This is a genomic window from Actinoplanes sp. NPDC049548 (assembly GCF_040676695.1).
In the GTDB taxonomy this organism is placed as follows: domain Bacteria; phylum Actinomycetota; class Actinomycetes; order Mycobacteriales; family Micromonosporaceae; genus Actinoplanes.
The window spans coordinates 155776-180011 of the sequence record NZ_JBFAPM010000018.1; the positions used below are offsets into that span (position 1 = coordinate 155776).

The window sequence follows — 24236 nt, forward strand, 5'->3', positions numbered from 1 at the left end:
CCCGATGACGGATCAGGACCGGCCGGAGACCACCGAGGACGGGCGCTACATCATCGTGCGCGGCCGCCGCTGGCGGGCGACCGACCCGGCGATCCCCGAGGACGTCGCCGCGGCGCTGCGCCGGGCGTTGATGGCCGCCCGGCGCGACGTGGGGACGGCGTTGCGTGCCGGCGAGGACCCGGCCGCCGCGCGCGCCCGCGTCCACGCAGCCAAGGTGGCACTCGGCGAACGTGGTACGCCGTGGTGGGAGCAGACGCCCGAGGAACGGCGCCGGCGCTGGGAGCGAGGGCTGGCCGACCGGTGAGTCACCGCCGGGCGTGGCGGCGCCAGAGGAGCCAGTAACCGAAGCCGGCCAGGCGGATGACGGCGGCGATGCCACGAGCGGCGAGATCGTTCATACCCGGATGAACGATCGGCGCCGGGCTTGGTTCAGGCCGGCTCGCGGCGGGCGGCGATGCGGATGGTGGTCCCGGAGGGCCCGCTGTCGACGCTGACGTAGTCGGCGAGCTGTCGCACCACCCACAGTCCCATGCCGCCGGTGCCCGAGAGGGCCGGCCGGTGCAGCCGCGCCAGATGGGCCGCGGCGTCGAAACCCGGCCCCTCGTCGCGGACCTCGCAGGTGAGGCGATCGGCTGCCGCGAGGCGTACGGTGCCGTGGCCGCCGCCGTGCCGGATGGCGTTGATCAGGAGCTCGTTGACCGCGGTGATCCAGTCGTCGACCCGCTCGTCCTCCAGGCCGCAGCGGCGGCTGACGGCCTCGACGTCGTGCCGGACCTGCCGCAGGAGTGTGAGGTCGAACCTGGCCGCGAGCAGGGGACGCGCCATGGTGAGCGAGGGGTGCTCGCGGGTCGGATCCGCCATGACACCCTCCTTAGCCTCAGCTCCCGGTCCGCGACCTTACCCGGCCCGGACAGCGCTAACCGCGCCCGCATCTCTTCGCTCGAGAGCTGACCCCCGCCTTTGACGGCCTATGTACCCGAAAAGCCGGATTCTAAGCACTCGCAGCGTGAGGCCGCGGGGCGACTAGTGTGACGTCCGGGTGGCATAGCCGCAGGGGTGCCGACGCAGGGCAGGCAAGGGTCTAGGCTGCGTGCGTGACGTCCGTGGAGCCAGTCAGCGACGAGGAGCGGCTGCGCCGTATCGCCTCGATCGCGGACGCCTCGCTCTCGGACCTGCACGTCGCCGAGGTTCTCGACGAGCTTCTCGACCGCGCGCGCGAGCTGCTCAACGCCGACACAGCCGTCATCCTGCTCGCCGACGGGCACACCAACGAGCTGGTGGCCACGGCCGCCAAGGGTCTCGAGGAAGAGGTGCGGCGCAGCTTCCGCATCCGCGTGGGGCGCGGCTTCGCCGGCCGGGTCGCCGCCGGGCGGCAACCGGTGATCATCGACAACGTGACCCCGGCCGACGTCGTCAACCCCCTGCTGCTCGACAAGCAGATCCGGTCGCTGCTCGGCGTGCCGATGATCTCCGGGGGCCGGCTCGTCGGCGTCATGCACGTCGGCACGCTCACACCGCGGCGCTTCGGCGCGGAGGACATCCACCTGTTGCAGCTGGTCGCGGACCTGGCCGGCCAGGCCGCCCAGGCGCGGCTGCAGATCCTCGACCGCCAGGCGGCCCTGGCCCTGCAGCGCAGCCTGCTGCCCAGCCGGCTGCCCAGCCTGGCGGGGCTGGACCTGGCGGCCCGCTACATCCCCGGTCACGACCTCGGCATCGGCGGCGACTGGTACGACGTCTTCGAGCTGCCGACCGGCTGGGTGGGCGCCGTCATCGGCGACGTCTCGGGGCACGGGCTGCCGTCCGCGGTCGTCATGGGCCGCATTCGCAGCGCTCTGCGGGCGTACGCCCTGATCAGTGACGATCCCGCCGACGTCCTCACCGCGCTGGACCGCAAGATCCACCACTTCGAGGCCGGAACCCTCACGACAGCCACCTACGCCCTCGTCGCACCGGACCGGTCCACCATGCACATCTCGTCGGCGGGGCACCTGTTGCCCCTGCTCGCGGCGCCCGGGCAGCCCGCGCGGCTCGTGCAGGCCCGCGTCGACAGGCCGCTGGGAGTGGGCCAGCCCAAGGCCCCCCGCCACACCACCGAGCTGAGCCTGCCGCCCGGCGCAGCGCTCGTCTTCTACACCGACGGGCTCGTGGAGCGCCGCGGTGAGCTGATCGACGTCGGCATCGACCGGCTCGCCCGCGCCGCGGAACCGGGCCCGGCCGAGGACATGTGCAACCGCCTCATGCAGACCGCCGCCGACCAGGATCCCATCGACGACATCGCCCTGCTGATCGTGCGCCGCGCCGGCGAGTGACGCCGTCGCGGGTTGACCGCCCGCACTAGCCTGCCGTCGATGGTCAACCGATCGGACTCCGCGGAAGGTCCCGCTCGCCTGCCCGCCCTGCTCGCCGTCGTCGCCGCGGCCCTCGCCGCCGCCTTCGTGCTCGCCCCTCCCGCGCTGGTGCGGAGCAGCTCGGGCGCCGGCTTCGACGACCAGCGGCACCTCGTCGAGGCTCTCCGCCCGGCGTTCGCCGAGTACTGGCGCTCCGGCGGCCGCGACCTCTCGCCGGGCATGGCCGACGTGGTCGACTACTGGTTCCGCTACCACCTGGTCAAAGCGCTGATCGCGGCGATCGTGCTGGCCGTTCTCGGCGCGCTGTCCGTCCTGCTCTGGAAGGCGTTCCTGCGCTCCGGCACGGCGGCCGGGCGGGCCGGTCTCGCGTCGGCCGGCGTCCTCGTCACGATCCTCACGCTGTTCTCGACGGCGGTGCTGATGGCCAACGTCCAGGGCATGGTGGCGCCCTTCGCGTCGCTCTTCCCGCTGCTGACGGACGGCCCGGGCGCCGGTACGCCGCCCGGAACCCTCGAAGAGGTCCGGCAGAGCCTCGCCGGCTCGCTCGGCGGGACCGGCGGCACCCCGCCCGCTCTCGACGTCATGATCAGCGACTTCGCCCGCTACCACGAGGCGATGGCGGTGGTGGCCGCGGTCGTGACGGCCGTCCTCGGCGGTCTGAGCGTGCTGCTGTGGCGCAGGTTCGCGGCGACGCGGCGGTCCGAGCGGCGGACGAGGCGGTTACTGGGGGCGTACGGGGTGGGGTCGGTCGTGATGCCGCTGGTCGTCGCCGTGGTCGTCGTCGCGAACACGACCACCGCGGCCCACCCGGCGCCGGCGCTGCTGGCGTTCTTCGAGGGCGGTTGGTGACGGTTCGAGGGCCCGGCGGGCTCAAGATGGCGGCTGGGCCGCCGATTGTCCTGGGGCAACGGTCTGCAGGACAGCGAGGGGAGGCGCCGTGGCCCAGCAGCACCCGGAGGCGGCGCAGCAGCTCGCCGACCTGTTGCGGACCGCCCGCAAGTCGCTGGGGCTCGGGCTCGCCTTCCTCACCCGGTTGGACGACACGACGCAGCACCTGGAGGCCGTCGAGTCGTCGCTCCCCGACGTGTTCGTGGCCGGGATGAGCCAGCCTCGGGAGAACTCGTTCTGCCAGGCGGTGCTGGACGGGCGGCTGCCGCCGGTGATGGCGGACGTCACCGCGTACCCGGAGGCCTCGAAGCTGCCCGGGGCGCGGGTGCCGTGGCTGCGCAGTTTCGTCTCCGTGCCGGTGGTGCTCAGCGACGGTACCGTCTACGGCACCTTCTGCGCGGCCGGCTTCTCCGCGACTCCCGAGCTCACGACCCGGGACCGCGCCCTGATGGACGTCCTCTCCCACGCCGCCTCACTGATCATCGAGCCGGGCCTGCGCGAGCACGCCCGGCACGCCGAGATCGCCGAGCGCCTCGGGCCGGTCCTCGACGCCGGCGGCCCGGTCGTCCTGCTCCAGCCGATCGTCGACATGGTGAGCCGCCGCCGGGTCGGCGCCGAGGCGCTGAGCCGCTTCCCCCGGGAGTGGGACCTGCCCCCGGACCGCTGCTTCGCCGACGCCCACGCCATCGGCGAGGGGCACCGCCTGGAGCTGCTGGCCCTGCGCCGGGCCGCGGCCCATCTCGAGCGGGTACCGCACTACGTCACGATGAACGTCTCGCCGGCCACTCTGCTGACCAGGGCCTGCACCCGGCTGCTGCAGCGTTTCCCGCTGGAGCGGGTGGTGCTGGAGCTCTCCGAGCACGAGCCGGTCGACGACTACGACGCCCTCAAGGCCGTGCTGGCGCCGCTGCGCGCCCGCGGCATGCGGCTGGCGATCGACGACGTCGGCGCCGGCTTCTCGTCGCTGCGGCACATCGTCGTCACCGCCCCCGACGTCATCAAGCTCGACCGCAGCATCGTCACGGGCATCGGCGCCGACCCGGTGCTCAGCGTGGTGACCACCTCGCTGGTGGAACTCGCGCGGGCCACCGGCGCCACCGTGGTGGCCGAGGGAGTGGAGACCGAGTCCGACGCTGCCGCGCTGACCGCGGCCGGCGTCCGCCTGGGGCAGGGCTGGCTCTTCGGCCGGGCGACCAGCCCCGAGGAACTGCGCGAGGAGTACGCGGTAGCCGTCTCGTCCTGACTGCCACGTGGCAGGAATGGTGGGAACTACGTCATTGCTGACATCGCGGCGGGCGGCGAAGCTGGTGTCATGCCCGGCCGCAGCATTCTGATCATCGTGTTCGAGGGCGTCCAGAGCCTCGACGTCACGGGCCCCCTGGAGGTCTTCGCGGGAGCCGGCCCGTCCGCCTACCGCGTCAGCACGGCGAGCCCGGGCGGTGGGCCGGTGCGGACGTCGAGCGGCCTGGTGGTCGTTCCGGACCTCGACCTCTTCGCCGCCGCCGCGCCGGACACGGTGGTCGTGCCGGGCGGTGAGGGCACCCGGGAGGTGCCCGCGGCGGTGGTGGACTGGCTGCGGTGCCATGCCCCGCAGGCCCGCCGGGTGACGTCGGTGTGCAGCGGAGCGTTCCTGCTCGCCGAGGCGGGACTGCTGGCCGGCCGCCGGGCCACCACGCACTGGCGGGTGTGCGGCACCCTCGCCCGGCGCTACCCGGACGTCGAGGTCGACCCGCATCCCATCTTCGTCCGCGACGGGCCGGTCGCCACCTCGGCCGGCGTCACCACCGGCATCGACCTGGCGCTGGCCCTGGTGGAGGAGGATCTCGGCCGCGAGACCGCCCTCGCCATCGCGCGGCACCTGGTGATGTTCCTGCGCCGCCCGGGCGACCAGGCCCAGTTCAGCGTCCAGCTGGCCGCCCAGGCCGCCGCCCGGCCGGGCCTGCGCGAGCTCCAACGGTGGATCGCCGACAACCCGCAGGCCGACCTCAGTGTCGCGACCCTGGCGCGCCGGGCGAACCTCTCCGCGCGGCAGTTCGCCCGGGCCTTCGCCGCCGAGGTGGGTGAGACACCGGGCCGCTACGTCGCCAACGTACGGCTGGAGACGGCGCGACGCCTGCTGCAGGAGAGCGGCGACGGGCTGACCCGGGTCGCCGCCCGCTGCGGGTACGGCACGGCCGAGGCGATGCGCCGCGCCTTCATCCGCGAGCTGGGCGTCGCTCCCAGCGAGTACCGCCGCCGATTCTGAACCGGAGGAGAACGCCATGCAGATCGCCGTCCTGTTGTTCGACCGCCTCACCGCGCTCGACGCCGTCGGCCCGTACGACGTGCTCAGCCACCTTCCCGGGGCGTACGTCGTCTTCGTCGGCGAGCGGGCCGGGCCGGTCCGCACCGAGGTCGGCAGCCTCGCGCTGACCGCCGACCACACCCTGTCCGAGGTCGGCCGCCCGGACGTCGTGGTGGTGCCCGGCGGCCCCGGCCAGCGGGACCACATGGGCGACGGCCCCGTCTCCCGCTGGCTGCGCGCCGTGGACCGCACGAGCACGTGGACGACCTCCGTCTGCACCGGCTCGCTGCTGCTGGCCGCCGCCGGGCTGCTCACCGGGCGGCGCGCCACCACGCACTGGCTCGCGCACGACCAGCTGGCCCCGCTCGGCGCCGTCCCGGTGGCCGAGCGGGTGGTCACCGACGGCAAGTACATGACCGCCGCCGGCGTCTCCGCCGGGATCGACATGGCGTTCACGCTCGCCGGGCGCATCGCCGGTGCCGCGGTCGCGCAGGCGATCCAGCTCGCCCACGAGTACGCCCCCCGGCCGCCGTACCGGGCCGGCTCGCCACAGGACGCGCCGCCCGAGGTGCTCGCTGCTGTTCAGGCCCGCAAGCAGTTCATCCTCACCCGCCGCTGACCGGCGCGGCGCTCACTCGAAGATCGATGCGAGCGCCTCGACGAGCGCGCCGGCGTCGCCCTTCTCCTCGAACGCCGCCAGTGCGGTGTCGACCTCGGCGCTCTGCGCGGTGTCGACCACGACGCCGTGGGTCATCGAGCCGACCACGACGGTGGCCGGGTCCTGCCAGGCCGCCAGGGCCGTGGCCAGGTAGTCGTGGTACTTGGACTTGTCGGTGTCGATGCGCGCCGGCAGGGAGCCCTTCTTGACGGCGAGCGCCTCCTGGCCCTCGAGGGAGGCACAGGCGGCAAGCCACTTCTCGGCAGCGGCCCGATGCGGCGCACCCTTGGGCAGCGTGAACGTGTCGGACAGGAAGTTGAACACTCCGCTGGTGCCGGGGGAGACGACCGCGTCGTAGTCGACCTTGAACTTCAGGCTCTTGGCCCGGCCCAGGTACGCGTCCGCCCAGTCGCCCATGACGGTGTACGCCGCGTCCCCCGTGATCATCTTGTCGAGCGCCGACTGCCAGTCCCCGCCGACCGAGTCGACGTCGGACATGGCGAGCACCTTGTCGAACATCGTGACCGCCGCCCGGACGTCCGCCCCGCGCCAGCTGGTCTTCCCGTTCCACAGCCCGGTGTACTTCTCCGGGCCGAGCTCACCCAGCAGCACGTTCTCGAGCAGGTGCTTCTGGGTCCAGCTGGGGCCGATCGACAGCGGGATGACGTTCTTCGCCTTGAGCTTCGCGGCGACGGTCAGGAACTGCGACCACGTCGTCGGCGGCTTCGTGATCCCGGCGCTCTTCACCGTCCGCGGGTTGAACCACAGCACGTTGGAGCGGTGGATCGTGAGCGGGACGGAGTAGATCTTGCCGCCGATGGTGCCGGCTTCCAGGATCGACGCGGGGAACTTGTCCCGCCAGCCGTTCTGCTGGTACATGGCGGTCAGGTCCTCGACCTTGCCGGCCTGGATGTCGGCGGTCTGCTCCAGGCCGAGGTGCGTCTGGTACGAGTCGGGCGGGTCACCGGCCGCCAGGCGGCTGCTCAGCACGGTTCTCGCGTTGCCCCCGGCGCCGCCCGCGACCGCCGCGTTGATGAACTCGGTGGTCGGGTTGTCGCGCTTGAAGTAGGCGATCAGGGCCTCCAGGCCCTCCTTCTCGCCCGGGCCGTCCCACCATGAGAAGACCTCGACCTTGTCGGCCGCCTGCGCTCCGCCCTCGTCGCCTCCGCCCCCACAGGCCGCTACAACGGCCAGCAGAAGCCCCACCAGCAGGATGATCGGTCCCCGTCGGCGCCGGTGCATGGCACCACCCTTTCCGCCACCTCGGCGATTTTCAGCGTAGTAGTCGCCGCACTCGTTGATCAGCCATTCGCTTGATTGGCGGCGTCCGCGACCGATGGGAGAAGAGTCCGGAGTCGGTGGTGCGTGAAGGGAGGCAGCTGGTGCCGAGCACGTCGACACGCCCCGTCACACGCCGCCGCTCCCTGCTCAGCGCCCTCCTGCACCCCAAGCGCTTCTTCGCGGACCTGCGGATCAGCACCAAGATCGTGAGCGTCGCGCTCGTCGTCGCGTCGGTGTTCGCCGCGGTCGGCGTCACCGGCCTCGTGCGCATCAGAGACCTCGCCGCGCAGCAGGACTACCAGTACCGGACCAATGTGCTGGCGCTCTCCCACATGACCGACGCCCGGTCCGCCGTCGGCGCCCAGCTTGAGGCGGTCGTCTCGCACATCCTGAGCGAACCCGGGTTCTACCGGCACCAGTACGAGTCGATGATCGCGACGACGGACCAGCGGATCACGATCGACCTCCAGGAGCTGCACAAGCTGAACCTGGCCCGGCCGGAGGCGCGGGCGCTCGAGGCGTTCGGGTCCCTGCTCACGCTCTGGCGTACGGCCCGGGACACCGCGCTCGACGCGAGCCGCAACGGCGACCGGCAGAAGGCCACCACGATCCTGCTGGTGCGCTCGGAGGCGGTGGCCCGGTCGGTGAAGACCCGCGCCGACGCGGTCCTCAGCCAGCTCGTCGAATCGGTGGCCGCGGGCGCCCGGGCGTCGCTGTCCAGCAGCCGGGCCACCGAGCGGCTGATGCTGTTGTCGCTCGTGGCCGGCGCGTTCGTCGCCTTCACCCTGTCGGTGCTGGCGGCGCGCACGCTGTCCCGGCCGCTGCGCGAGGCCGTCGACGTGCTCACGGCGGTCGGCCGCGGCGACTTCAGCCGGCGGCTCACCGTGCGCGGCAACGACGAGGTCGGGCAGATGGGCCATGCCCTCAACAAGGCCCTCGTCGCGCTGCGGGATGCATTCTCCGGCCTGAAACATCAGGCCTATCACGACAACCTCACCGGGCTGGCCAACCGGGCCCTCCTGCGGGAGCTGCTGACGGACGCCTTTGCGCGTACGGGTCCCCACACGCACATGGCGCTGATCCTGATCGACCTCGACGGCTTCAAGCAGATCAACGACCTGTACGGCCACGGCGTGGGCGATGTCCTGCTGGTGGCCGTCGGCGAGCGCCTGCGCGAGGGCCTGCACCGCCCCGACGACACGGCCGCGCGCCTCGGCGGCGACGAGTTCGCGGTGCTGCTCGACGGGTTCGAGAAGCCCAGTGACGCCTACGAGGTGGCCGAACGGCTGCTCACCAGCATCGGTCAGCCCCTGCTGCTGCCCGAGGTGGAGCTCTTCCCCAAGGCCAGCATCGGCGTGGCGCTCTGGAACGGCCACACCGACATCGACGCCCTCATCCACGACGCCGACGTGGCGATGTACGCCGCGAAGGCCCAGGGCAAGCACAACGTCGTTCGATTCGAGCAGTTGAAGGCGATGACATGAGGCTAGGCGCAGCGGTTGCAGCAGGTCTGGTTCTTCTCGCCGGCACCGCGGGGTGCTCGCACGACACCCCGGCGGCCCAGTCCGGCTGTGACGCGTACGCCGGCTATCTCGGACACGCCGGCACCTCGGTGAGCATGTTCTCGTCGATCCGGGGCCTCGGCGTCCAGCAGGCCGAGCAGTCCTGGGCGGAGTTCGAGGACTGCACCGGCATCAGCATCCGCTTCGAGGGCACCGACGAGTTCGAGGCGGAGCTGCGGAAGCGCGTCGAGAAGGGCACCCCGCCGGACGTGGCGATCCTTCCGCAGCCCGGCATGCTCAGCGACCTGGCGAGGGCGGGAGCGGTGAAGCCGGCCTCGGACCAGGTGAAGGCCAACGTCTCCAAGTGGTTCTCGCCCGACTGGAGCCGCTACGGCACGGTCGACGACGTGCTCTACGCGGCCCCGTACACCGCGAACGTGAAGTCGTTCGTCTGGTACTCGCCCAAGCTGTTCAGCGCGCGCGGGTACGCCGTACCGAACACCTGGGCCGAGATGATCGCGCTGAGCGACCGGATCGCCGCCGACGGCATGAAGCCCTGGTGTGTCGGCATCGAGTCGGGGGCCGCGACCGGCTGGCCGGCCACCGACTGGCTGGAGGACGTGATGCTGCGCGAGTTCGGCGCCGACGTCTACGACCAGTGGGTAGGACACAAGATCCCGTTCGACGACCGGCGGGTGGCCCAGGCGCTGGACCGCGTCGGGCAGATCGTGCGCAACCCGGCCTACGTCCAGGGCGGGGTGAAGAGCATCGTCACCACCGGTTTCAAGGAGGCCGGCCTGCCGGTGCTGGAACGAAAATGCGCGATGTACCGGCAGGCGTCGTTCTACGCCGACGAGTGGCCCAAGAGCGCGACAATCGCCCCCGACGGCGACATCTTCGCCTTCGCGCTGCCGCCCGTCGACCCCGCCAAGGGCCGGCAGCTCCTGGTGGCCGGCGAGTTCGTCGGCGCGTTCACCGAGCGACCCGAAGTGCAGGCGGTGACGGCGTACCTGTCGACGCCGGACTGGGCGAACGAGCGGGCTCGGATCGGTGGCGCGGTGAGTGCCAACAAGGGGTTCGACCCGGCGAACGCGCAGACGTCCGTGGAGAAGCTCTCGGCCGGCCTGCTCACCGACGCGTCGGTGACCGTTCGCTTCGACGGCTCGGACCTGATGCCGGCGGCGGTGGGCGCCGGGACGTTCTGGACCGGCATGACCGAGTGGGTCAAGGGCGCGGACACCGAGAAGACTCTGCACCACATAGAGACCACCTGGCCCCGCTGACACCCGGCGCCCGGGCCGGGTGTCAGCGGCGCCTCGTCAGCCGGCGTGGTGCGCCCGCACGTACGCCTTGACCAGCTGCAGATTGTCGATCGCCTCGTCCACCAGCGGCAGCGTCTGCACCTCCTCGTGGCGATGGACGGCCCGCGAGTGCACCTCGTACCGGTCCAGCAGCGCCGCGGCCCGGTCCCGGCCGACGCGCGACACGCACGCGGCGACCGGATCGCCGTCGGCGCCGCCCGCGGGCAGGCAGGAGGCACCGAGTCGCGGCTGGTCCTGGGTGGCCGGCGTGCCGGCGCGCAGGTTCGCGGCGGCCCGCCGGTACGTCAGCCGTAGCGACATCGTGCCGGGCAGGTCGGCCGGCAGCGCGTCGCTGCCGTAGACCAGGGCACTGAGCTGCTCGTCGGTCTCCTTGGCCCGCGGGAAGCCCAGGTCGGTGTAGGCCTGGACGAGGCGCAGGCTCGTGTTCAGCGCCCGCGCCTCGGGCAGCGCCCCGGCCTGCAGCTTGTCCGCGACCAGGTCGAAGTACTGCGCCCGGCGCTCGTCGAGCAGCGCCTCGGCCGGCGCCACCCCCGCCCCGGCCGGGCTGACACCCGGTTCCGTCGCACCGAAGCCGCGGTCGGCTATGGCGCCGTCGGCCGGATGGCCGGTGCAGCGCGCGGGTACGGCGGGCGGGTCGCCGGCCTCCTGGGTCCAGCTGCACACGACGCGCTGGCTGCGGCCGGTCGTGGTCCGGCCGAGCACCTTGCCGGACGGGCCGGGCGAGGTCACGTACTCCTTGATGTCGACCATCCGGTCCTCCACCCGCTTCCAGTCCCTGATGAACACGACGGCACCGCCGTCGTGAGGGTCGTGGATCTGATGGGTCTGTCCCGCCACGTTGCGACCCGCGGACCATCGTGCGTCGTCCCAGCAGACCGAGTACGCCCAGCCGCCCGCGTACAGGCCGAGCAGCAACGGGTGGGGCAGGTTCCGGCCGGTGACGAAGTCCGGGGTCGGAATCGTGCCCGGCTGGCCCGCGCAGCCGCCGATCGTGGCGGGAACGGCGGTGAGCCGGTTGACGGACCCGTCGGTGGGATTGGTCGAGATCCGGCCGAGGTCCACGGACTGGTCGGCCGAGTCCCACAGCCGAAGCGGCCGGTTGCGGGCCATGACCTCGGGCTCGAGGCGGCTCAGGCTCGCGAGGAAGCGGCCCCGGGCGTCGGCGTTCTCGTCGAGCAGGCCGCGGAACAACGCGTTGGTCGCGACCCAGTCGCCGCTGCCCGGCGCGTCAGGCGCGCCGAACCGCTTCGCGGTGTCGCGGATCTGCCGTCCGGCGGCGAGGATCTGGTCGGCGCGCGCGTCGCCCTCGGTGGCGGCGAAGTCCGGGTTCTGGATGGCGGTGAGCGTGTACGCGCGTGCCGCCTCGCCCCACAGGTCGGCGTTCGGCGTGCGGACGCCCGTACCGGGTACGGAGTAGCCGTACCGGCCGGCCCGGCGTCACCGGATCGCTGGCCGAGCTCGACGCGGCGCTCGCGGTCGCGGGTGGCCACCCCGAGGTGCATCCCGCGATCCTCGGCCTGGTCCAGCACAACCGGTCCCAGTTGCTGCTGCGCACCGGCAGGTTGCGGGAGGCGCGCGACGGCTTCCGCGCCGCCTCCGTGACCCTGCAGCGTTCCGGCGCCGGCAGTGTCGCCTATCCGCTGACCGGGCTGGGGGAGGCGTACGAGCTGAGCGGTGCCCCGCTGCCGGCGCGCGCGTCGTACGAGGAGGCCGTCGAGGTCGCCACGACGGCCGGCAACGCGCAGGCCCTGGTGCCCGCGCTGTCCGGGCTCGCGAGGGTGCTGGCCGCCCTCGGCGACGACGCGGCCCTCCCGGTGGCGCAGCAGGCCCTCGCGGGGGCGACCGGGTTGACCGCGGCCGTCGCGGAAGCCGCGGCGGGCTGGGCCGCGCTCGCCGCCGGCGACCGCGGGGCCGCGGCCGCACACGCGGACCGCACGCTGGAGCTGGCGCGCGGGCAGCGCAACTTCACGGCCCTGGCCGAAGGCCTGGAGCTCGCGGCCATGGCCGGCGGCCCGGTCGGCGCCCCACAGCGGCTGAGCGACGCGGCGGCGATGTGGAAGGACGTCGGCGACCCGGTATCGCAGGCCCGGGTCGTCCTCGCGAAGGCCCGGTTCGAAGGCCGGCCGGCCGAGGTCGTCGCCGAGGACCGGCTGCGCACGCTGGGGTCCGACCCGGCCTCGGGCACCCGGTCGCTGGCCGGGCGGCTGCACGCCGCCCCGGTCGTCCGGGTGCTCGGCACCTTCACGGTGCTGCTCAACGGCCGTACCGTGCCGGTGGCCTCCTGGCAGAGCCGCAAGGCGCGCGACCTGCTCAAGGTGCTGGTCGCCCGGCGCGGGCGCCCGGCCACCCGCGAGGCGCTCGGGGAGCTGCTGTGGCCGGGGGAGGAGTCCGTGGCAAACCGGTTGTCGATCACGTTGTCGGTGCTCCGCAAGGTTCTCGACCCCGATCGGCGCGCGCCCGCGGACACCTACGTGGTCGCCGACGCTGCGGGTGTCCGCTACGACCCGGCGAACCTGCGCGTGGACGTCGACGGCTTCCTGCACCTGGTGACGGCCGGGGCCGCGGCGGCCCGCGCCGGGCGCGCCGAGGAGGCCCGCATCCTGTACGAGGCGGCCGTCGACGCCTACACCGGTGAGGTGCTGGACGACGAGCCCGACCTCGCCCCCGTGGTCCCGCTGCGCGACGAGGCCCGGGCCGCGTTCCTCGCGGCGGCCCGCGCCCTGGGCGAGCTGCGCGCGGCCGCCGGCGACGTGGACGGCGCGGTCAGCGCGTGGCTGCGCCTGCTGGAGGCCGACCCGTACGACGAGGACTGCTCGCTGCGCCTCATCGCCCTGCTCGCCGGCACCGGGCGGCACGGCGAGGCGGCCCGGCACCATCACCGGTACGCCGGCCGCATGCGGGAGCTGGGTGCGCCGGTCGTCCCGCTGGCCCGCGTGCGCACCGTACGTGGACACACGGATGTCCCGGCGCGGTGATCTCCGGCAGCATGCGGGGATGCAGAAATCTCTCGACGCGGCGATGGCCACGGCACGGTTCTGGCGGACCTACGCCTTCGACGGCGACTTCGAGCAGGAGGGCGAGCTCCTGGAGGAGGAACTCGGCGACGATCTGCGGATCTACCTGCCGGTCGGCGGCCGGTACCGGCTGCGCCTGGAGCCGTCGTTCGGCCTGGCTCTGCACGTGCTGAACCTCGTCGTGCTCGAGGAGTACGAGGACGAGGACGACGACGGGTGGGCGTACGAGATCGGTCACTGGGACCAGGCCCGCTGGCATCCGTGGTGCCTGCGGCGGGAGGAGGCGTCGGCCGTGGCGGCGTTCATGCGCGCCCACCCCGGTGACCACGGGCTGGAGAACGGCTGCACCGTGTCGCCGGACCTGGCCGAGCTGCTGCTGAGCCGGTTCGTCGGCCACGCCACCGATGACGCCGCGGGACTGGCCGCGCACCGTGCCGAGGTGGCCGGTCGGTTCCTCCGGATGGGCCTGTTCGACGCGGCCGAAGCCGAACGGGTCGCCGAGTCGATGGTCCGCACCCCGCCGGACCGGTACGCCTGGACCCGCTCACAGACCCACGGCTGGCTGTTCGGCGGCGACTACGGCTGCTACTCCAACCGCGACCTGGGCCACAGCCACTTCCCGTTCGACGACTTCGCGGCCTTCAGGGCGATGCTGGGGCTCGACGCCCGCTAACCGTGGATGCGCACGAGCATCCGGCCGCGTACGGAATCCTCGTCGATCGGCCCGTACTCGCGGGAGTCGACCGAGACGAGCCGGTGGTCGCCGAGGACGTAGAGCTCGCCGCGCCGCAAGGTGACGGTCGCGCACTCGGTCCGGTCCTCCTCGGCGACACCCCACAGGTACGGTTCGTCGAGAGGGCTGCCGTCGCGCCACACCTTGCCGTCGCGGCACTCGATGGTGTCGCCGGGCAGCCCGACCACCCGCTTGACGAAGGTGCGTGGGGCGGAACCGGCCTCGATCACCTTGGTGAACTCCACGACGTCGCCCCGGTGGATCCCGGTGAGCCGGTGGCCGATGCGGTCCACGAGGTACCGGTTGGCGACACCGAGCGTGGGCTCCATGCTGCCGCTCGGCATGTAGTGCACGGTGACGACGAAGGTGTTGACCACGAGCCCGCCCAACAGGCCCACCACGGCGACGGAGGCGACCCGGCGGCCGATGCGGATGTGCCGGGGGAGCTGCCGGATCCGGCCCCGGCGTTCCAGCCAGACCGCGCGAAGGCCACCGAGCAGCCAGCGTACGGCCTCCCAGCGTCCCCGGGTCTCACCGAACTCGGCCAGCACCGCCTCGCCCCACTCGCCGCCGCGCTCCCGCCGGCCTCGTACGGCGGCCCGCAGAAGGGCGTGGGCGGCTCCGCGTACCCGGGACGTCATGCCGCACCACCCGCGGTCCGGGTCCGCACGCTGGGGTTGACCGTCACCGGCCGGCGCGCGGACAGGCGTTGCCCGGCCAGGGCGACGCCGTCCGCGGTCAACCGGTAGAGGTGACGAGCCGGGCGACCCGGTTCGTCCGAGGGCTCCCACCTCGTCTCGAGCAGGCGCTGCTCGGTGAGGCGCATCAGGATCGGGTACAGCGTGCCCGACGCGAGCGCCGTCTCCTTGCTGAGGTCGTAGCCGTAACGCCATCGGGCGGGGTCCGCCATCAGCGCTGCGAACAGCGACAACGTCTGCGGGGAGGTGTGCGGGACGCGCGGCATGCCGAAACTCTACATATCTAGAGAATGCTTGTCGACCCCTCAGGCGGGCAGCTTCCACTGCTGGTTGGCGCCGCCGGTGCAGTCCCAGATCTGCAACGGCGTACGGTCCGCCGAGCTGACGCCGGTGGCATCCAGGCAGCGTCCGGAGTTCACGGCGCGCAGAGTGCCCCCGGTCGCCGTCCAGCGCTGGTTGTCGCCGCCGGTGCAGTCCCAGATCTGGACGCGGGTGCCGTTGGCGGTGCCCACGCCCGCCACGTCCAGGCACTTGCCGAGGGCGCGCAGCGTGCCGTCGCTGCCCACGGTCCACTGCTGGGCGGCGCTGCCGTTGCACGTGTAGAGCTGCGTCACGGTGCCGTTCGCCGGGTTGGCGCCGTCCACGTCGACGCACTTGCCGCCGTAGCCGGTGATCGTCCCGGTGGTGCCGGCCGGTGGGGTGGTGGGCGGTGTCACGCTGCCGGGCCAGGTGAAGGTGGCCATCGCGCCGGCGGGCAGCTGGTAGCCGAACGTCGAGCCGCCGTACGAGACCTGGAAGTTCTGGGTTCCCCCGCTGTTGACCGCGACCAGCGCGATCGACCCGTCGGGGTTGCGGAAGGCCACGTTCTCGATGCCGCCCTGTCCCTGGACCGTGGAGTCGATGCGCACGGCGCCAGGCTTGACGAACTTGCTGAGGTGGCCGAGGACGTAGTACTCGGCGTTGTAGGTCACGGAGCTGCCGTTGACCGTCACCACGCCCATGCAGTTGGTGCAGCTGCCGATGACCGGACCGTGATTGGTGTCCAAGGCCATGTTCCACAGCGACACGGTCCGCGCCCAGTTGCGGGTCGATCCGACGGCGAGGTTGCGGCCCTGCCACAGCAGGGAGTCCGCGAAGGTCCGCGACGTGTCGGAGGACTCGGTGCCGGAGCACTCCGTGAAGAAGACCTCCTTGGCGGGCTGCGCGTTGTGCACAGTGGACTGGGCGCTGGGGTCGCCGGCGTAGCAGTGCCACGCGGATCCGACGACGTTGCTGCCCGCGTTGGTGTTCACGGTCTGCGGGTACGACGTGTTGTCCCAGTTGTGGTCCCAGCCCAGGATCTTGGTGCTCAGCCCGGCCGTGCGCAGCTTCGGGCCGAGGTTGTTGATGATGTCGCTCTGCTGCTGAGCGGACATCAGCATGCCGGGATAGCCGGGCGGGGAGAACTGCGGCTCGTTCTGTACGCTCAGGTAGCCGATCGGCACGCCGGCGTTCTGGTACGCCTGGACGAACTTCACGAGGTAGTCGGCGTACGTGCCGTTCTGGGCGGTGTTGAGCGAGCCGCCGATCAGGTTGTTGTTGGTCTTCATCCAGGCCGGCGCGCTCCACGGCGTACCCATGAAGGTCAGGTTGGGGTTCAGCGACCGGGCCTGGGTGAGCAGCGGCAGGATGTAAGCCTGGTCGTGGGCGACCGAGAACCGGGACAGCGAGGGATCGGCCGAACCGTCGTCGTAGGTGTAGAAGGACCGGGAGAAGTCCGACGCGCCGATCGGCTGCCGGACGAAGCTGAGGCCGATGCCGTTCGAGCCGAACAGGTTGTTCATGATGGTGTTACGGCTCGCCGAGTTGTAGACGTTCCAGGCGGCGGCGTCGGTGAACGAGGCGCCGAAGCCGACCATCGACTGGTACGTGGTGTTCGGGTTCACCGTGATGACGGGCCCGCTGCCGGAGGTTCCGAACGCCACGTCGCCCTTCTGGGTCAGCAGGTTCGCGCGGTCCGGGGTCGTGAGCCACACGCTCGCCGCCGTGGCGGCCAGCGACGCGGGTGCGGCGGTGATCAGGTACGCGCCGGTGGCCGCGGTGAGAGCCACCGCGGCGCCAATGGCGCCCAGGCGCCGGGGACGGGTCATGGGGGGTCCTTCCTGCGGGGGTACGCCACGACCGAGGCGGTGGTCCGGGGATCCCTCGGTCTGAAACGTTTGTAACAACGCTGTAACGTCGTTAACAACAAGGACACCCTGCGGAAGGAGTGCTGTCAAGCCTTCCCTCTATGAAACAAGCTATGTAACTAGTCGCTCACGGGCGCCGGTCCGGTCGAACCGCGGACCACCAGCTCGGTCGCCAGCTCCACATGGAGCGCCTCGAGCTGGTGCTGCTCCAGCAGACGGATCATCAGCCCGACCGCGATGCGCCCCATCTCCTCGAGCGGCTGACGCACCGTCGTCAGGGGAGGCGTCGTCGCCTTCGCGAGGTCGATGTCGTCGAATCCCGTGACGGACAGATCGCCCGGCACCTTGAGCCCGCGTTCCGAGGCCGCGGCGAACACGCCGACCGCGACCTTGTCGTTGAAGCACACGATGGCGGTCGGCGGATCCGGCATGTCGAGCATCTCGCCGGCGGCCTGATGTCCGAACTGGGTGGTGGGCTCGGCGGAGCGGACGAGCGTCGGGTCCGTGAGGAGACCGACGTCGGCCAGTGCGGCGGTGTGGCCGGCCAGGCGGGCCTTGCCGGCGAGCCAGTTCTGGGGGCCGGCCAGCACGCCGATGCGGCGGTGCCCGAGGTGCAGCAGGTGCTCCGTCACGGCGTGCCCGCCGGAGGCATGGGCGGCGGACACGGCCGCGATGTCGCGCGGCGGTGGCGTGCGCGGGTCGACCACGACGAAGGGGAAGCCGACCCTCCTCAGGTTCTCGAGCTCGTCCCCCGGCTCCGGGGGCAGGATCAGGATCGCGCCACCCACCCCGGCCTGGGCCGGCAGGGTGGGCAGCACGGCCTCGCGCTGCGCCAGCTGGCCGGCGTCCAGGATCGGGTGGCGGCCGTGCAGCTGCAACGTCTCGGCGATCGAGGAGACGATGAGCCCGAAGTAGTCGGTGAGCTGGTACGGGCAGCGCACGAAGACCGCGGCACGGGCGGTGGCCGGGGCGTGGGCGGACGTGGCGCGGGGACGGGGAGCGCGCGGACCGAGGCGTTCCACGGCCGCCTGAACCAGCTCGCGGGTGTGCGGTGCGACGTGCGCGTAGCCGTTCAGTACGCGCGACACGGTGGCGATCGAGAGCCCGGTCTCCGCGGCGATGTCCCGGACCGTCGCGCCGCGCGGCGCCGGCCCCTTCGCCTGTTTCACGTCACGTTTCATGGCCGGAGTCTAACGTTTCAGTTCGTTTCAGGTGTTCGGTCATGGTCGGGTGCCTCGAGGGGCAGCCTTCCCGCCGGGGCCGATCCGCCTCGCGGTGACACCGCGTACTCGACGGCATGAGCACTCTCAAGAGGAAAATCGCTGTCGCTGCGGCCGGTGTGGTCGTGGCCGGCGTCTCCGCGGTCACCTACCAGGCGTCGGCGGCCGAAGCTCCGGGCGGGCTCCAGCCGCCGGACGGGCTGAAGGTCATCGGCATGTTCGTGGTCGGCGAGGGCACGCAGACCTACACCTGTGCCGGCGGGAAGTTCGCCGCTCCTTCCGTACCCGAAGCGGCCCTGTACGACGGCGCGAACCGCCGGATCCACCATTTCGGCGGCCCGACGTGGCAGTCGGAGGCCGACGGCTCCGCGATCACCGCGGGAGTGGTGACCTCGTCGCCGGTCCCCGGGGCGATCCCCGAGCTGCTGCTGGAGGTGAAGTCCCACTCCGGCCAGGGGATGCTGAGCACGGTGACGCACATCCAGCGGATGAACACGGCGGGCGGCGCCCCGCCGGCCACGCCGTGCACGGACGGGGAGAAGACCGCCGTGCCGTACAAGGCCAACTATGTCTTCTGGGGTAATTGATCCCAGTCGATCGGGCAGCGTGCGGCCGTGGCCTTCGCGCGGCCCGTCATGATGGCGGTACCTCCGGTGGGAGGTGGTGGCCCGGTGATCCAGCGGTGGTAGCCGGGCCACCCCACCGACTGTGGAAAACCGCAGTTCGATGCCACAGGTTGCCCCAGTTACACCGAGCCCCGGTCCTGGCAGCGTGAACAGCGCCAGCACACGACCCGAGGGGCGACAACAATGATCGAGGCACGCGGCCTCACGAAGAGATACGGCGACAAGCTCGCCGTCGACCGGCTGACCTTCACCGTACGCCCGGGCAGCGTCACCGGCTTCCTCGGCCCGAACGGGGCCGGCAAGTCCACGACCATGCGGATGATCCTGGGGCTCGACACGCCCACGAGCGGCTCGGTGCTGGTGAACGGCAAGCCCTACCGCGACCACACCGCGCCGCTGCGGGAGGCGGGGGCGCTGCTCGAGGCCCGCTCGGTCCACCCGGGACGCAGCGCGTACCACCACCTGCTGGCCCTCGCCCGCACGAGCGGCATCCGCCGCTCCCGGGTCGACGACGTCATCGAGGCCGTCGGCCTGTCGGCAACCGCCCGTAAGCGCGCCGGCACCTTCTCGCTCGGCATGGGACAGCGCCTCGGCATCGCCACGGCCCTGCTCGGCGACCCGCGCACGATCGTTCTCGACGAACCGCTCAACGGCCTCGACACCGAAGGCATCCGCTGGGTGCGCGCCCTCCTGCGCGTACTCGCCGCGGAGGACCGGACGGTGTTCGTCTCCTCGCACCTGATGAACGAGATGGCGCTCACCGCCCAGCACCTCATCGTCATCGGCCGCGGCCGCCTGATCGCGGACACCAGCGTGACGGACTTCGTCCGATCCCACAGCCGCAGCGTGGTACGGGTCCGCACCACCCGCCCGGACGCCCTCGCCGTCCGCCTGTCCGCCCCCGACGTCGACATCACGGCCGAACCGGGCGACACCCTCACCGTGTCCGGCCTGACCACCGACCAGATCGGGACGGCCGCCGCAGCGGCCGGCATCACGCTGCTCGAGCTCGCGGCCCAGCAGGCCTCACTGGAAGAGGCATTCATCGACCTGACCCGCGACGCCGTCGAGTACCGGGCGACCACCACGGAGGTGACGGCATGACGACCGGTGCCCTTCCCCGGTACCGGGGCGACCAGCGCGTCACCCTCCTCCGGGTCATCCACTCTGAGTGGACCAAGTTGCGCTCACTGCCGTCCACGGCCTGGTGCCTCGTGGCCACGGTCGCACTCGTGGTCGGCGTCGGGCTCGCGTACGCGACCCTCCGTGTCGCCCGCCCACCGGCAGACCCCGAGAGCTTCGACCCCACATCCGTGAGCCTCGCCGGCGTGCAGCTGGCCCCGTTCGCCCTCGGGGTCCTGGGCGTGCTCCTCATCTCGGGCGAGTACGCGACCGGCTCGATCCGGGTGACCCTCGCCGCGGTGCCCACCCGCCTGCCCGTGCTCGGAGGCAAGGCGGTGGCGTTCGGCCTCGCAGCCCTGATGCTCTGCGTCCCCACCGTGCTGGTGTCGTTCCTCGCCGGCCAGTCGGTCCTGTCGGCCGAGCACCTGGACACCACCCTCAGCGAACCGGGCGTCATGCGCGCCGTGCTCGGCAGCGCCTTGTTCCTGACGGCGGTCGGTCTCCTCGGCCTCGGCCTGGGCGCCCTGACCCGCAACACGGCGGGCGGCATCTCGGCGCTGTTCGGCCTGCTGTTCGCGCCCCAGCTGGTGCTCGGCCTGCTCCCGGAGTCCCTGTCCGACGCGGCCTACCGCTACCTGCCGACCCCGGCGGGCGCCGCCATCAGCGCGGTGCACCACGATCCGGTGACGCTCGGTCCGTGGGCCGGCTTCGGACTGTTCTGCCTCTACACCGCGATCGTGCTCGGCATGGCGGCCTGGGCACTGCGCCGCCGCGACGTATGACCCTTGACGCGTCCATGACCCGGGGGCCCGTGCCGGTTCGAACCCGAGCCGGCACGGGATTCGCCTCGGCGGCTCCGCCAGGCCTGGCAGGCGTCCTTCGGGGACCTGTTCCGGCGACGGTCGCTGTTCAGAACTTGCTTGTCACGCACTATCTGACCAGCGCAATGATGACGATGCGCTGCGGGGGCTATGGAGAGTCCTCAGCCGGGCGCGGTGGTGTGACGGCGCGACGTCGGGCCCGGACAGCCGAAAAGCTCGGCCAGTCCCGTGATGGCGAGCTGCCGATACACGAACTCACTCGGGTTGCGAACGACGAAACGGACGCCGGCCTGCTGAGCGGCGCCGTACCCGGCCACGAGCGCGCCGATGCCCGTCGAGTCCATGAAGATCAGATGCGCCAGGTCGACGACCAGCTCCCGCAGGCCGCCACGCTCGACCTGGTCGACGAGCACCTGCCGAAGCGACGCGGCGGTGTCCATGTCGAGCTCGCCGCGCACGCGGACGACGGTCTGGCTCTCCGTGCGGGTGGTGTCCACGACGGCTTCGCCCACGATCCGCTCCCTCCGTGCATCCGGCCTGCCGAAGGCCCGGCCGATCCGAGCCCCCCGTCCCATCCTGCGCCAGGCCGAGCCATCCCGCGACCGGAGAGCGGCAGCTCACAGGCCCGATCGCCCCGGGACGGCGACGCCGATCCCGCCGTCGCATCGAAGGCCGCCGATGAGGCCGCCGCGCGCCGACGCCTGCTGGCTGCGGCGGATCGCCGACGATCGGGAGCGACCTCACCGGCCGCGGCGTTCGGGCCCGGGGCGGGCTCGTCGCAGATCACCGTGGGCCACCGACCGCCACCGCCCTCTGGAGCCGCCGTGGCGACTCCTTGCCGCGGTTGCCGCTGGCTGCTGACGGCTGAGCGTTCGCCCGCGCCGCGCCGTTTGTCTCGGGGTCGGCTGACGCGGCCTGCTGACGGCTGAGCGCTTGCCGCCGCCTGCGGTGGCGCCGGGCCGACCGCCGCCGGGGGAGCAGGCTCGGCCGAAGCGTAGCGCTCGGTGCAGCCCGCATCCGTCACGCGCTCTGGGACTCGAAGTCCGCGCCGCAGCCGGCGCAGCGGATCGGTGCCTGGCGGAAGATGCCCGGCGCCACGCGGATCCGGCGGGGACAGCTGCACCGCGCTACCAGGTAGTTGCCGTTCGTGGTGCGGGGTGGGGGTGGCTGGGAAGCCGCTCGTAGCTCGTTCAGGCTGTGCCGATATATCGCCGCGGTGCGGGGAAGGAGACTCGTCCGCACCCATCCGCGGTTGGAGACGATCTCGGCGTGCAGCCCGAGCTCCTCCGCGAGGAGGCCGAACTCGCGGCGGTGGTAGCGCCCGGCGCTTCCGGTGTCGTCCAGACGGCGGATCTTGGCGAGGATGTGTGCCGCCTGGTGCAGGACGTCCGCCATGGCCCCGGCGGCGTCCAGAACTCCGTGCCGGTTGACCGCCAGGTGCACGGGGCTCTCACCGTCCGCCCCGGCCTCGAGACCGGTCGGCAGGCCCGCTCCGGCCTTCAGCCGGGCGAGCGCGAACACCTGCTGCCCGCACGGACCGCGCTGCGGAACGTACGCGATGGCGGCGTCGGCCGCGGGCAGGTCGCAGTGGCGTACGCGCACAGCCGCCCACGCGGCCTCGGCGGCGTGCAGGAGCGCTGGGGTGTTCGGCATGGGCGGCTACTCCGCGATGGAATCGAGGAGCCGTTTGCGCGTGCTGTCCAGCGCGAGGAACAGGGCTCCCTGCAGTACGGGCGCATCCGTCGTCTCAGTGGGAACGATGTCGGGCCCGGCGAGGGTGATGGCCGTCGTCTCACGGTGGACGATGTCGGCCAGGAGCTCGCCGCCGGTCGTGCCGATCGGTCCGGCCAGCACCACGAGCGGCGGATCCATGATCGCGCAGCAGGCTGCCACACCCAACGCGATCCGCCGCCCCAGCTCGTCGAGAAAGGAACGCCCGCCCGAGGAACGCGAGCCTTCGATGGGGAGTCCAGCGGCGCCGGCCGCGGGCTCAGCGGCTGCGACCTTCTCGACGGCTGAGCGGACGGCCTCGGCCGCGTCGCCCGCTTCGATGCCGTGCTCCGCCGCCAGCCGCAGCACGGCCTCCGCCCCGATCAGGCTCTGCATCCCGCCCCGGACCTCCGGCCGCGCCGGGTTGCGCGGCACTTCGCAGCCCGGCACCGGGAGGTATCCGAGTTCCCCGGCCGCCCCGTGCGCTCCCCGGAGCACCCGCCCGCCCACCACCGTCGCGAGTCCGACGCCGCGGCCGATCCAGAACAGGGCGAAGTCCGGCTGACCCACGGCCGCCCCGGCCTGGGCTTCCGCTACGGCCGCCAGGTTGACGTCGTTGGCGAGCTGGACCGGTTTGCCGGATGCCGTGCGGAGTTCGGCGCGCAGGCGGCCCGTCCAGGTGGGGAGGTCGGAGGTGTAGCCGGCCTCGCCGGTGAGCGGGTCGATCACCCCGGGTGTGCCGATGACGATGCCGTCGATGGCGCTCACGTCGAGGCCCGCTTCCTTCGCCGCGGCTTCGACGGCGGCGTGGGCCGTCGCGAGGGGGTCCGGTGCCTCCTCGAACCGTACGGTCGCGCGGGAGACGATGGCCCCGGTGATGTCGGCGCAGGCGATGGCGAGGCCGTCGGGGGTGAGTTCGGCGGCCATGACGTGGGCGCAGCGCGGGTCGAGGGCGTACACCTTCGCTTTAGGGCCGCGTTTGCCGTCGTCGTCGGTGCCGAGGGTGCGGATGAGGCCGCGTGTCGTGAGCCGCTCGACCATCTGGGACGCGGTGACCTTGCTGAGGCCGGTCAGTTCGCCGAGCCGCGTCCGGGTGAGGGTGCCGTGGGTGATGAACAGCCCGAGCGCGGCCCGGTCGTTGTGGGCGCGGAGGAACTCGGGGGTGCCCGGTGAGGGTGTGCCTGTCATGGTCGGTCCACAATAAGATTCATTGCCGTGGCGAGAGTCGGACGATGCCCTTAGGGGCAACGATTGTCGCGTCCTCTCCCTTTCATTAAGAAACCTCACTGTTAATGGCGGGGGCGTGCAGGCGGAAAATGAGTGGAATCGGCGGAAGCCGTTCTCGGAACAGGTGGAGGTCGTTGCTGCCGGCCGTCAGGGTCACCAGGTCGGTGTCCTCCGTCAGCGACGTCAGCTGCTGGGCCACGACGTCGGCCGACGTCGCGCCGCTGCACGCCGCGAGGGTCAGCGACACGTCCCCGGTGGCCCGCAGCTCGGCGTACGCGACCGCGGTCCGGCGGCACTCGTCGTCTCGGTGCCTGCGCCGACGCCCGCGGCGTACGAGTCGCCGAGGGCCACCATGTCGACCTTCGTGTCCGCGCGGGCCGCCGCCTGCCAGGCGATGACCGCGGTCGCCGCGGCAGCCGCGGCGAGGGAGGCGACGACGACCCCGGCACGGGCCGCACGGGACGGAAATAGGTTCACTGAATCCCTTGAATAGCTCTCGAACCGGCGCTTCTGCCGGCCGCTCGACGTTTCCATCGCACGCCGGCAGGGGACGGTTCGCTCCAACTGGTGCGCTATCCCTATAGGGCGGATTCGATGGCCCGGTGTGCTCCCCA

General features: G+C 72.2%; 25 protein-coding genes. 13 read left to right on the forward strand and 12 right to left on the reverse strand.

Annotated features, from left to right (window positions below; translation table 11 throughout):
• Nucleotides 1–4: 4 nt before the first annotated feature.
• Entirely contained in the window at nucleotides 5–304 is a 300-nt protein-coding gene (locus AB0J80_RS29445) for a hypothetical protein (RefSeq protein ID WP_364711257.1), read from the forward strand.
• A 125-nt stretch (nucleotides 305–429) separates the two neighbouring features.
• Here AB0J80_RS29445 and AB0J80_RS29450 read toward each other — a convergent pair whose 3' ends face one another.
• Nucleotides 430–861: an ATP-binding protein gene (locus tag AB0J80_RS29450; RefSeq protein WP_364711259.1), complete on the reverse strand. Its 432-nt coding sequence runs from the start codon at nucleotides 859–861 to the stop codon at nucleotides 430–432.
• Nucleotides 862–1094: 233 nt separating this feature from the next.
• Here AB0J80_RS29450 and AB0J80_RS29455 point away from each other — a divergent pair, with 233 nt between their 5' ends.
• From AB0J80_RS29455 to AB0J80_RS29475, 5 genes are all read left to right on the forward strand, one after another.
• Entirely contained in the window at nucleotides 1095–2309 is a 1215-nt protein-coding gene (locus AB0J80_RS29455; RefSeq protein ID WP_364711262.1) for a GAF domain-containing SpoIIE family protein phosphatase, read from the forward strand.
• 39 nt (nucleotides 2310–2348) lie between these two features.
• Entirely contained in the window at nucleotides 2349–3197 is an 849-nt protein-coding gene (locus AB0J80_RS29460) for a hypothetical protein (protein WP_364711265.1), read from the forward strand.
• An 88-nt stretch (nucleotides 3198–3285) separates the two neighbouring features.
• Complete coding sequence (locus tag AB0J80_RS29465; protein ID WP_364711267.1) at nucleotides 3286–4479, forward strand: EAL domain-containing protein; 1194 nt, start codon at nucleotides 3286–3288, stop codon at nucleotides 4477–4479.
• Between the two features lie 69 nt (nucleotides 4480–4548).
• Entirely contained in the window at nucleotides 4549–5481 is a 933-nt protein-coding gene (locus tag AB0J80_RS29470; RefSeq protein WP_364711269.1) for a GlxA family transcriptional regulator, read from the forward strand.
• Between the two features lie 16 nt (nucleotides 5482–5497).
• Nucleotides 5498–6139, forward strand: coding sequence for a DJ-1/PfpI family protein (locus AB0J80_RS29475; RefSeq protein ID WP_364711271.1), 642 nt, complete (start codon nucleotides 5498–5500; stop codon nucleotides 6137–6139).
• 12 nt (nucleotides 6140–6151) lie between these two features.
• Here the strand turns inward: AB0J80_RS29475 and AB0J80_RS29480 are convergent, their stop codons facing one another.
• The gene (locus AB0J80_RS29480) at nucleotides 6152–7420 is read right to left on the reverse strand and encodes an ABC transporter substrate-binding protein (protein WP_364711273.1); all 1269 of its coding nucleotides are present in this window, start codon (nucleotides 7418–7420) and stop codon (nucleotides 6152–6154) included.
• Between the two features lie 140 nt (nucleotides 7421–7560).
• On the opposite strand from AB0J80_RS29480, the gene AB0J80_RS29485 reads away from it, so the two are divergent.
• Nucleotides 7561–8943 (forward strand): diguanylate cyclase, encoded by a 1383-nt coding sequence (locus AB0J80_RS29485; RefSeq protein ID WP_364711275.1) that lies wholly within the window; start codon nucleotides 7561–7563, stop codon nucleotides 8941–8943.
• Entirely contained in the window at nucleotides 8940–10244 is a 1305-nt protein-coding gene (locus tag AB0J80_RS29490; RefSeq protein ID WP_364711277.1) for an ABC transporter substrate-binding protein, read from the forward strand. The genes AB0J80_RS29485 and AB0J80_RS29490 overlap by 4 nt, the downstream gene beginning before the upstream one ends.
• 36 nt (nucleotides 10245–10280) lie before the next feature.
• On the opposite strand, the gene AB0J80_RS29495 is transcribed toward AB0J80_RS29490, so the two are convergent.
• Nucleotides 10281–11474, reverse strand: coding sequence for a hypothetical protein (locus AB0J80_RS29495; protein WP_364711280.1), 1194 nt, complete (start codon nucleotides 11472–11474; stop codon nucleotides 10281–10283).
• 164 nt (nucleotides 11475–11638) lie between these two features.
• On the opposite strand from AB0J80_RS29495, the gene AB0J80_RS29500 reads away from it, so the two are divergent.
• Nucleotides 11639–13258 (forward strand): BTAD domain-containing putative transcriptional regulator, encoded by a 1620-nt coding sequence (locus AB0J80_RS29500; RefSeq protein ID WP_364711282.1) that lies wholly within the window; start codon nucleotides 11639–11641, stop codon nucleotides 13256–13258.
• Nucleotides 13259–13277: 19 nt separating this feature from the next.
• Nucleotides 13278–13970 carry a hypothetical protein gene (locus AB0J80_RS29505; RefSeq protein ID WP_364711284.1) on the forward strand — a complete coding sequence of 231 codons (693 nt, stop codon included), beginning with the start codon at nucleotides 13278–13280 and terminating at the stop codon, nucleotides 13968–13970.
• On the opposite strand, the gene lepB is transcribed toward AB0J80_RS29505, so the two are convergent.
• The 4 genes from lepB to AB0J80_RS29525 form a co-directional block, all read right to left on the reverse strand.
• Nucleotides 13967–14671: a signal peptidase I gene (gene lepB / locus AB0J80_RS29510; RefSeq protein WP_364711287.1), complete on the reverse strand. Its 705-nt coding sequence runs from the start codon at nucleotides 14669–14671 to the stop codon at nucleotides 13967–13969. The genes AB0J80_RS29505 and lepB overlap by 4 nt on opposite strands.
• Nucleotides 14668–14994, reverse strand: a complete 327-nt coding sequence (locus tag AB0J80_RS29515; protein WP_364711289.1) for a PadR family transcriptional regulator — start codon at nucleotides 14992–14994, stop codon at nucleotides 14668–14670. The genes lepB and AB0J80_RS29515 overlap by 4 nt, the downstream gene beginning before the upstream one ends.
• Before the next feature lie 39 nt (nucleotides 14995–15033).
• The gene (locus AB0J80_RS29520; RefSeq protein ID WP_364711291.1) at nucleotides 15034–16857 is read right to left on the reverse strand and encodes a ricin-type beta-trefoil lectin domain protein; all 1824 of its coding nucleotides are present in this window, start codon (nucleotides 16855–16857) and stop codon (nucleotides 15034–15036) included.
• A 158-nt stretch (nucleotides 16858–17015) separates the two neighbouring features.
• Complete coding sequence (locus AB0J80_RS29525) at nucleotides 17016–18077, reverse strand: LacI family DNA-binding transcriptional regulator (protein ID WP_364711293.1); 1062 nt, start codon at nucleotides 18075–18077, stop codon at nucleotides 17016–17018.
• 116 nt (nucleotides 18078–18193) lie between these two features.
• Between AB0J80_RS29525 and AB0J80_RS29530 the strand changes: the two genes are divergently transcribed.
• The 3 genes from AB0J80_RS29530 (at nucleotide 18194) to AB0J80_RS29540 (ending at nucleotide 20646) form a co-directional block, all read left to right on the forward strand.
• Nucleotides 18194–18703, forward strand: a complete 510-nt coding sequence (locus AB0J80_RS29530) for a DUF3455 domain-containing protein (protein ID WP_364711295.1) — start codon at nucleotides 18194–18196, stop codon at nucleotides 18701–18703.
• A gap of 222 nt (nucleotides 18704–18925) precedes the next feature.
• The gene (locus tag AB0J80_RS29535) at nucleotides 18926–19846 is read left to right on the forward strand and encodes an ATP-binding cassette domain-containing protein (RefSeq protein ID WP_364711297.1); all 921 of its coding nucleotides are present in this window, start codon (nucleotides 18926–18928) and stop codon (nucleotides 19844–19846) included.
• Complete coding sequence (locus tag AB0J80_RS29540) at nucleotides 19843–20646, forward strand: ABC transporter permease subunit (RefSeq protein ID WP_364711299.1); 804 nt, start codon at nucleotides 19843–19845, stop codon at nucleotides 20644–20646. The genes AB0J80_RS29535 and AB0J80_RS29540 overlap by 4 nt, the downstream gene beginning before the upstream one ends.
• 200 nt (nucleotides 20647–20846) lie before the next feature.
• Here the strand turns inward: AB0J80_RS29540 and AB0J80_RS29545 are convergent, their stop codons facing one another.
• The 5 genes from AB0J80_RS29545 to AB0J80_RS29565 form a co-directional block, all read right to left on the reverse strand.
• On the reverse strand, nucleotides 20847–21197 hold the full coding sequence (locus AB0J80_RS29545; RefSeq protein WP_364711301.1) for an STAS domain-containing protein: 351 nt from the start codon (nucleotides 21195–21197) through the stop codon (nucleotides 20847–20849).
• Between the two features lie 508 nt (nucleotides 21198–21705).
• Nucleotides 21706–22338 (reverse strand): hypothetical protein, encoded by a 633-nt coding sequence (locus AB0J80_RS29550; RefSeq protein ID WP_364711303.1) that lies wholly within the window; start codon nucleotides 22336–22338, stop codon nucleotides 21706–21708.
• A 6-nt stretch (nucleotides 22339–22344) separates the two neighbouring features.
• A complete protein-coding gene (locus tag AB0J80_RS29555) occupies nucleotides 22345–23583 on the reverse strand; it encodes an ROK family transcriptional regulator (RefSeq protein WP_364711305.1) in 1239 nt (412 codons plus the stop codon).
• A gap of 85 nt (nucleotides 23584–23668) precedes the next feature.
• The gene (locus AB0J80_RS29560) at nucleotides 23669–23869 is read right to left on the reverse strand and encodes a hypothetical protein (protein ID WP_364711307.1); all 201 of its coding nucleotides are present in this window, start codon (nucleotides 23867–23869) and stop codon (nucleotides 23669–23671) included.
• Nucleotides 23860–24099: a hypothetical protein gene (locus tag AB0J80_RS29565; RefSeq protein WP_364711309.1), complete on the reverse strand. Its 240-nt coding sequence runs from the start codon at nucleotides 24097–24099 to the stop codon at nucleotides 23860–23862. The genes AB0J80_RS29560 and AB0J80_RS29565 overlap by 10 nt, the downstream gene beginning before the upstream one ends.
• Nucleotides 24100–24236 lie beyond the last annotated feature (137 nt).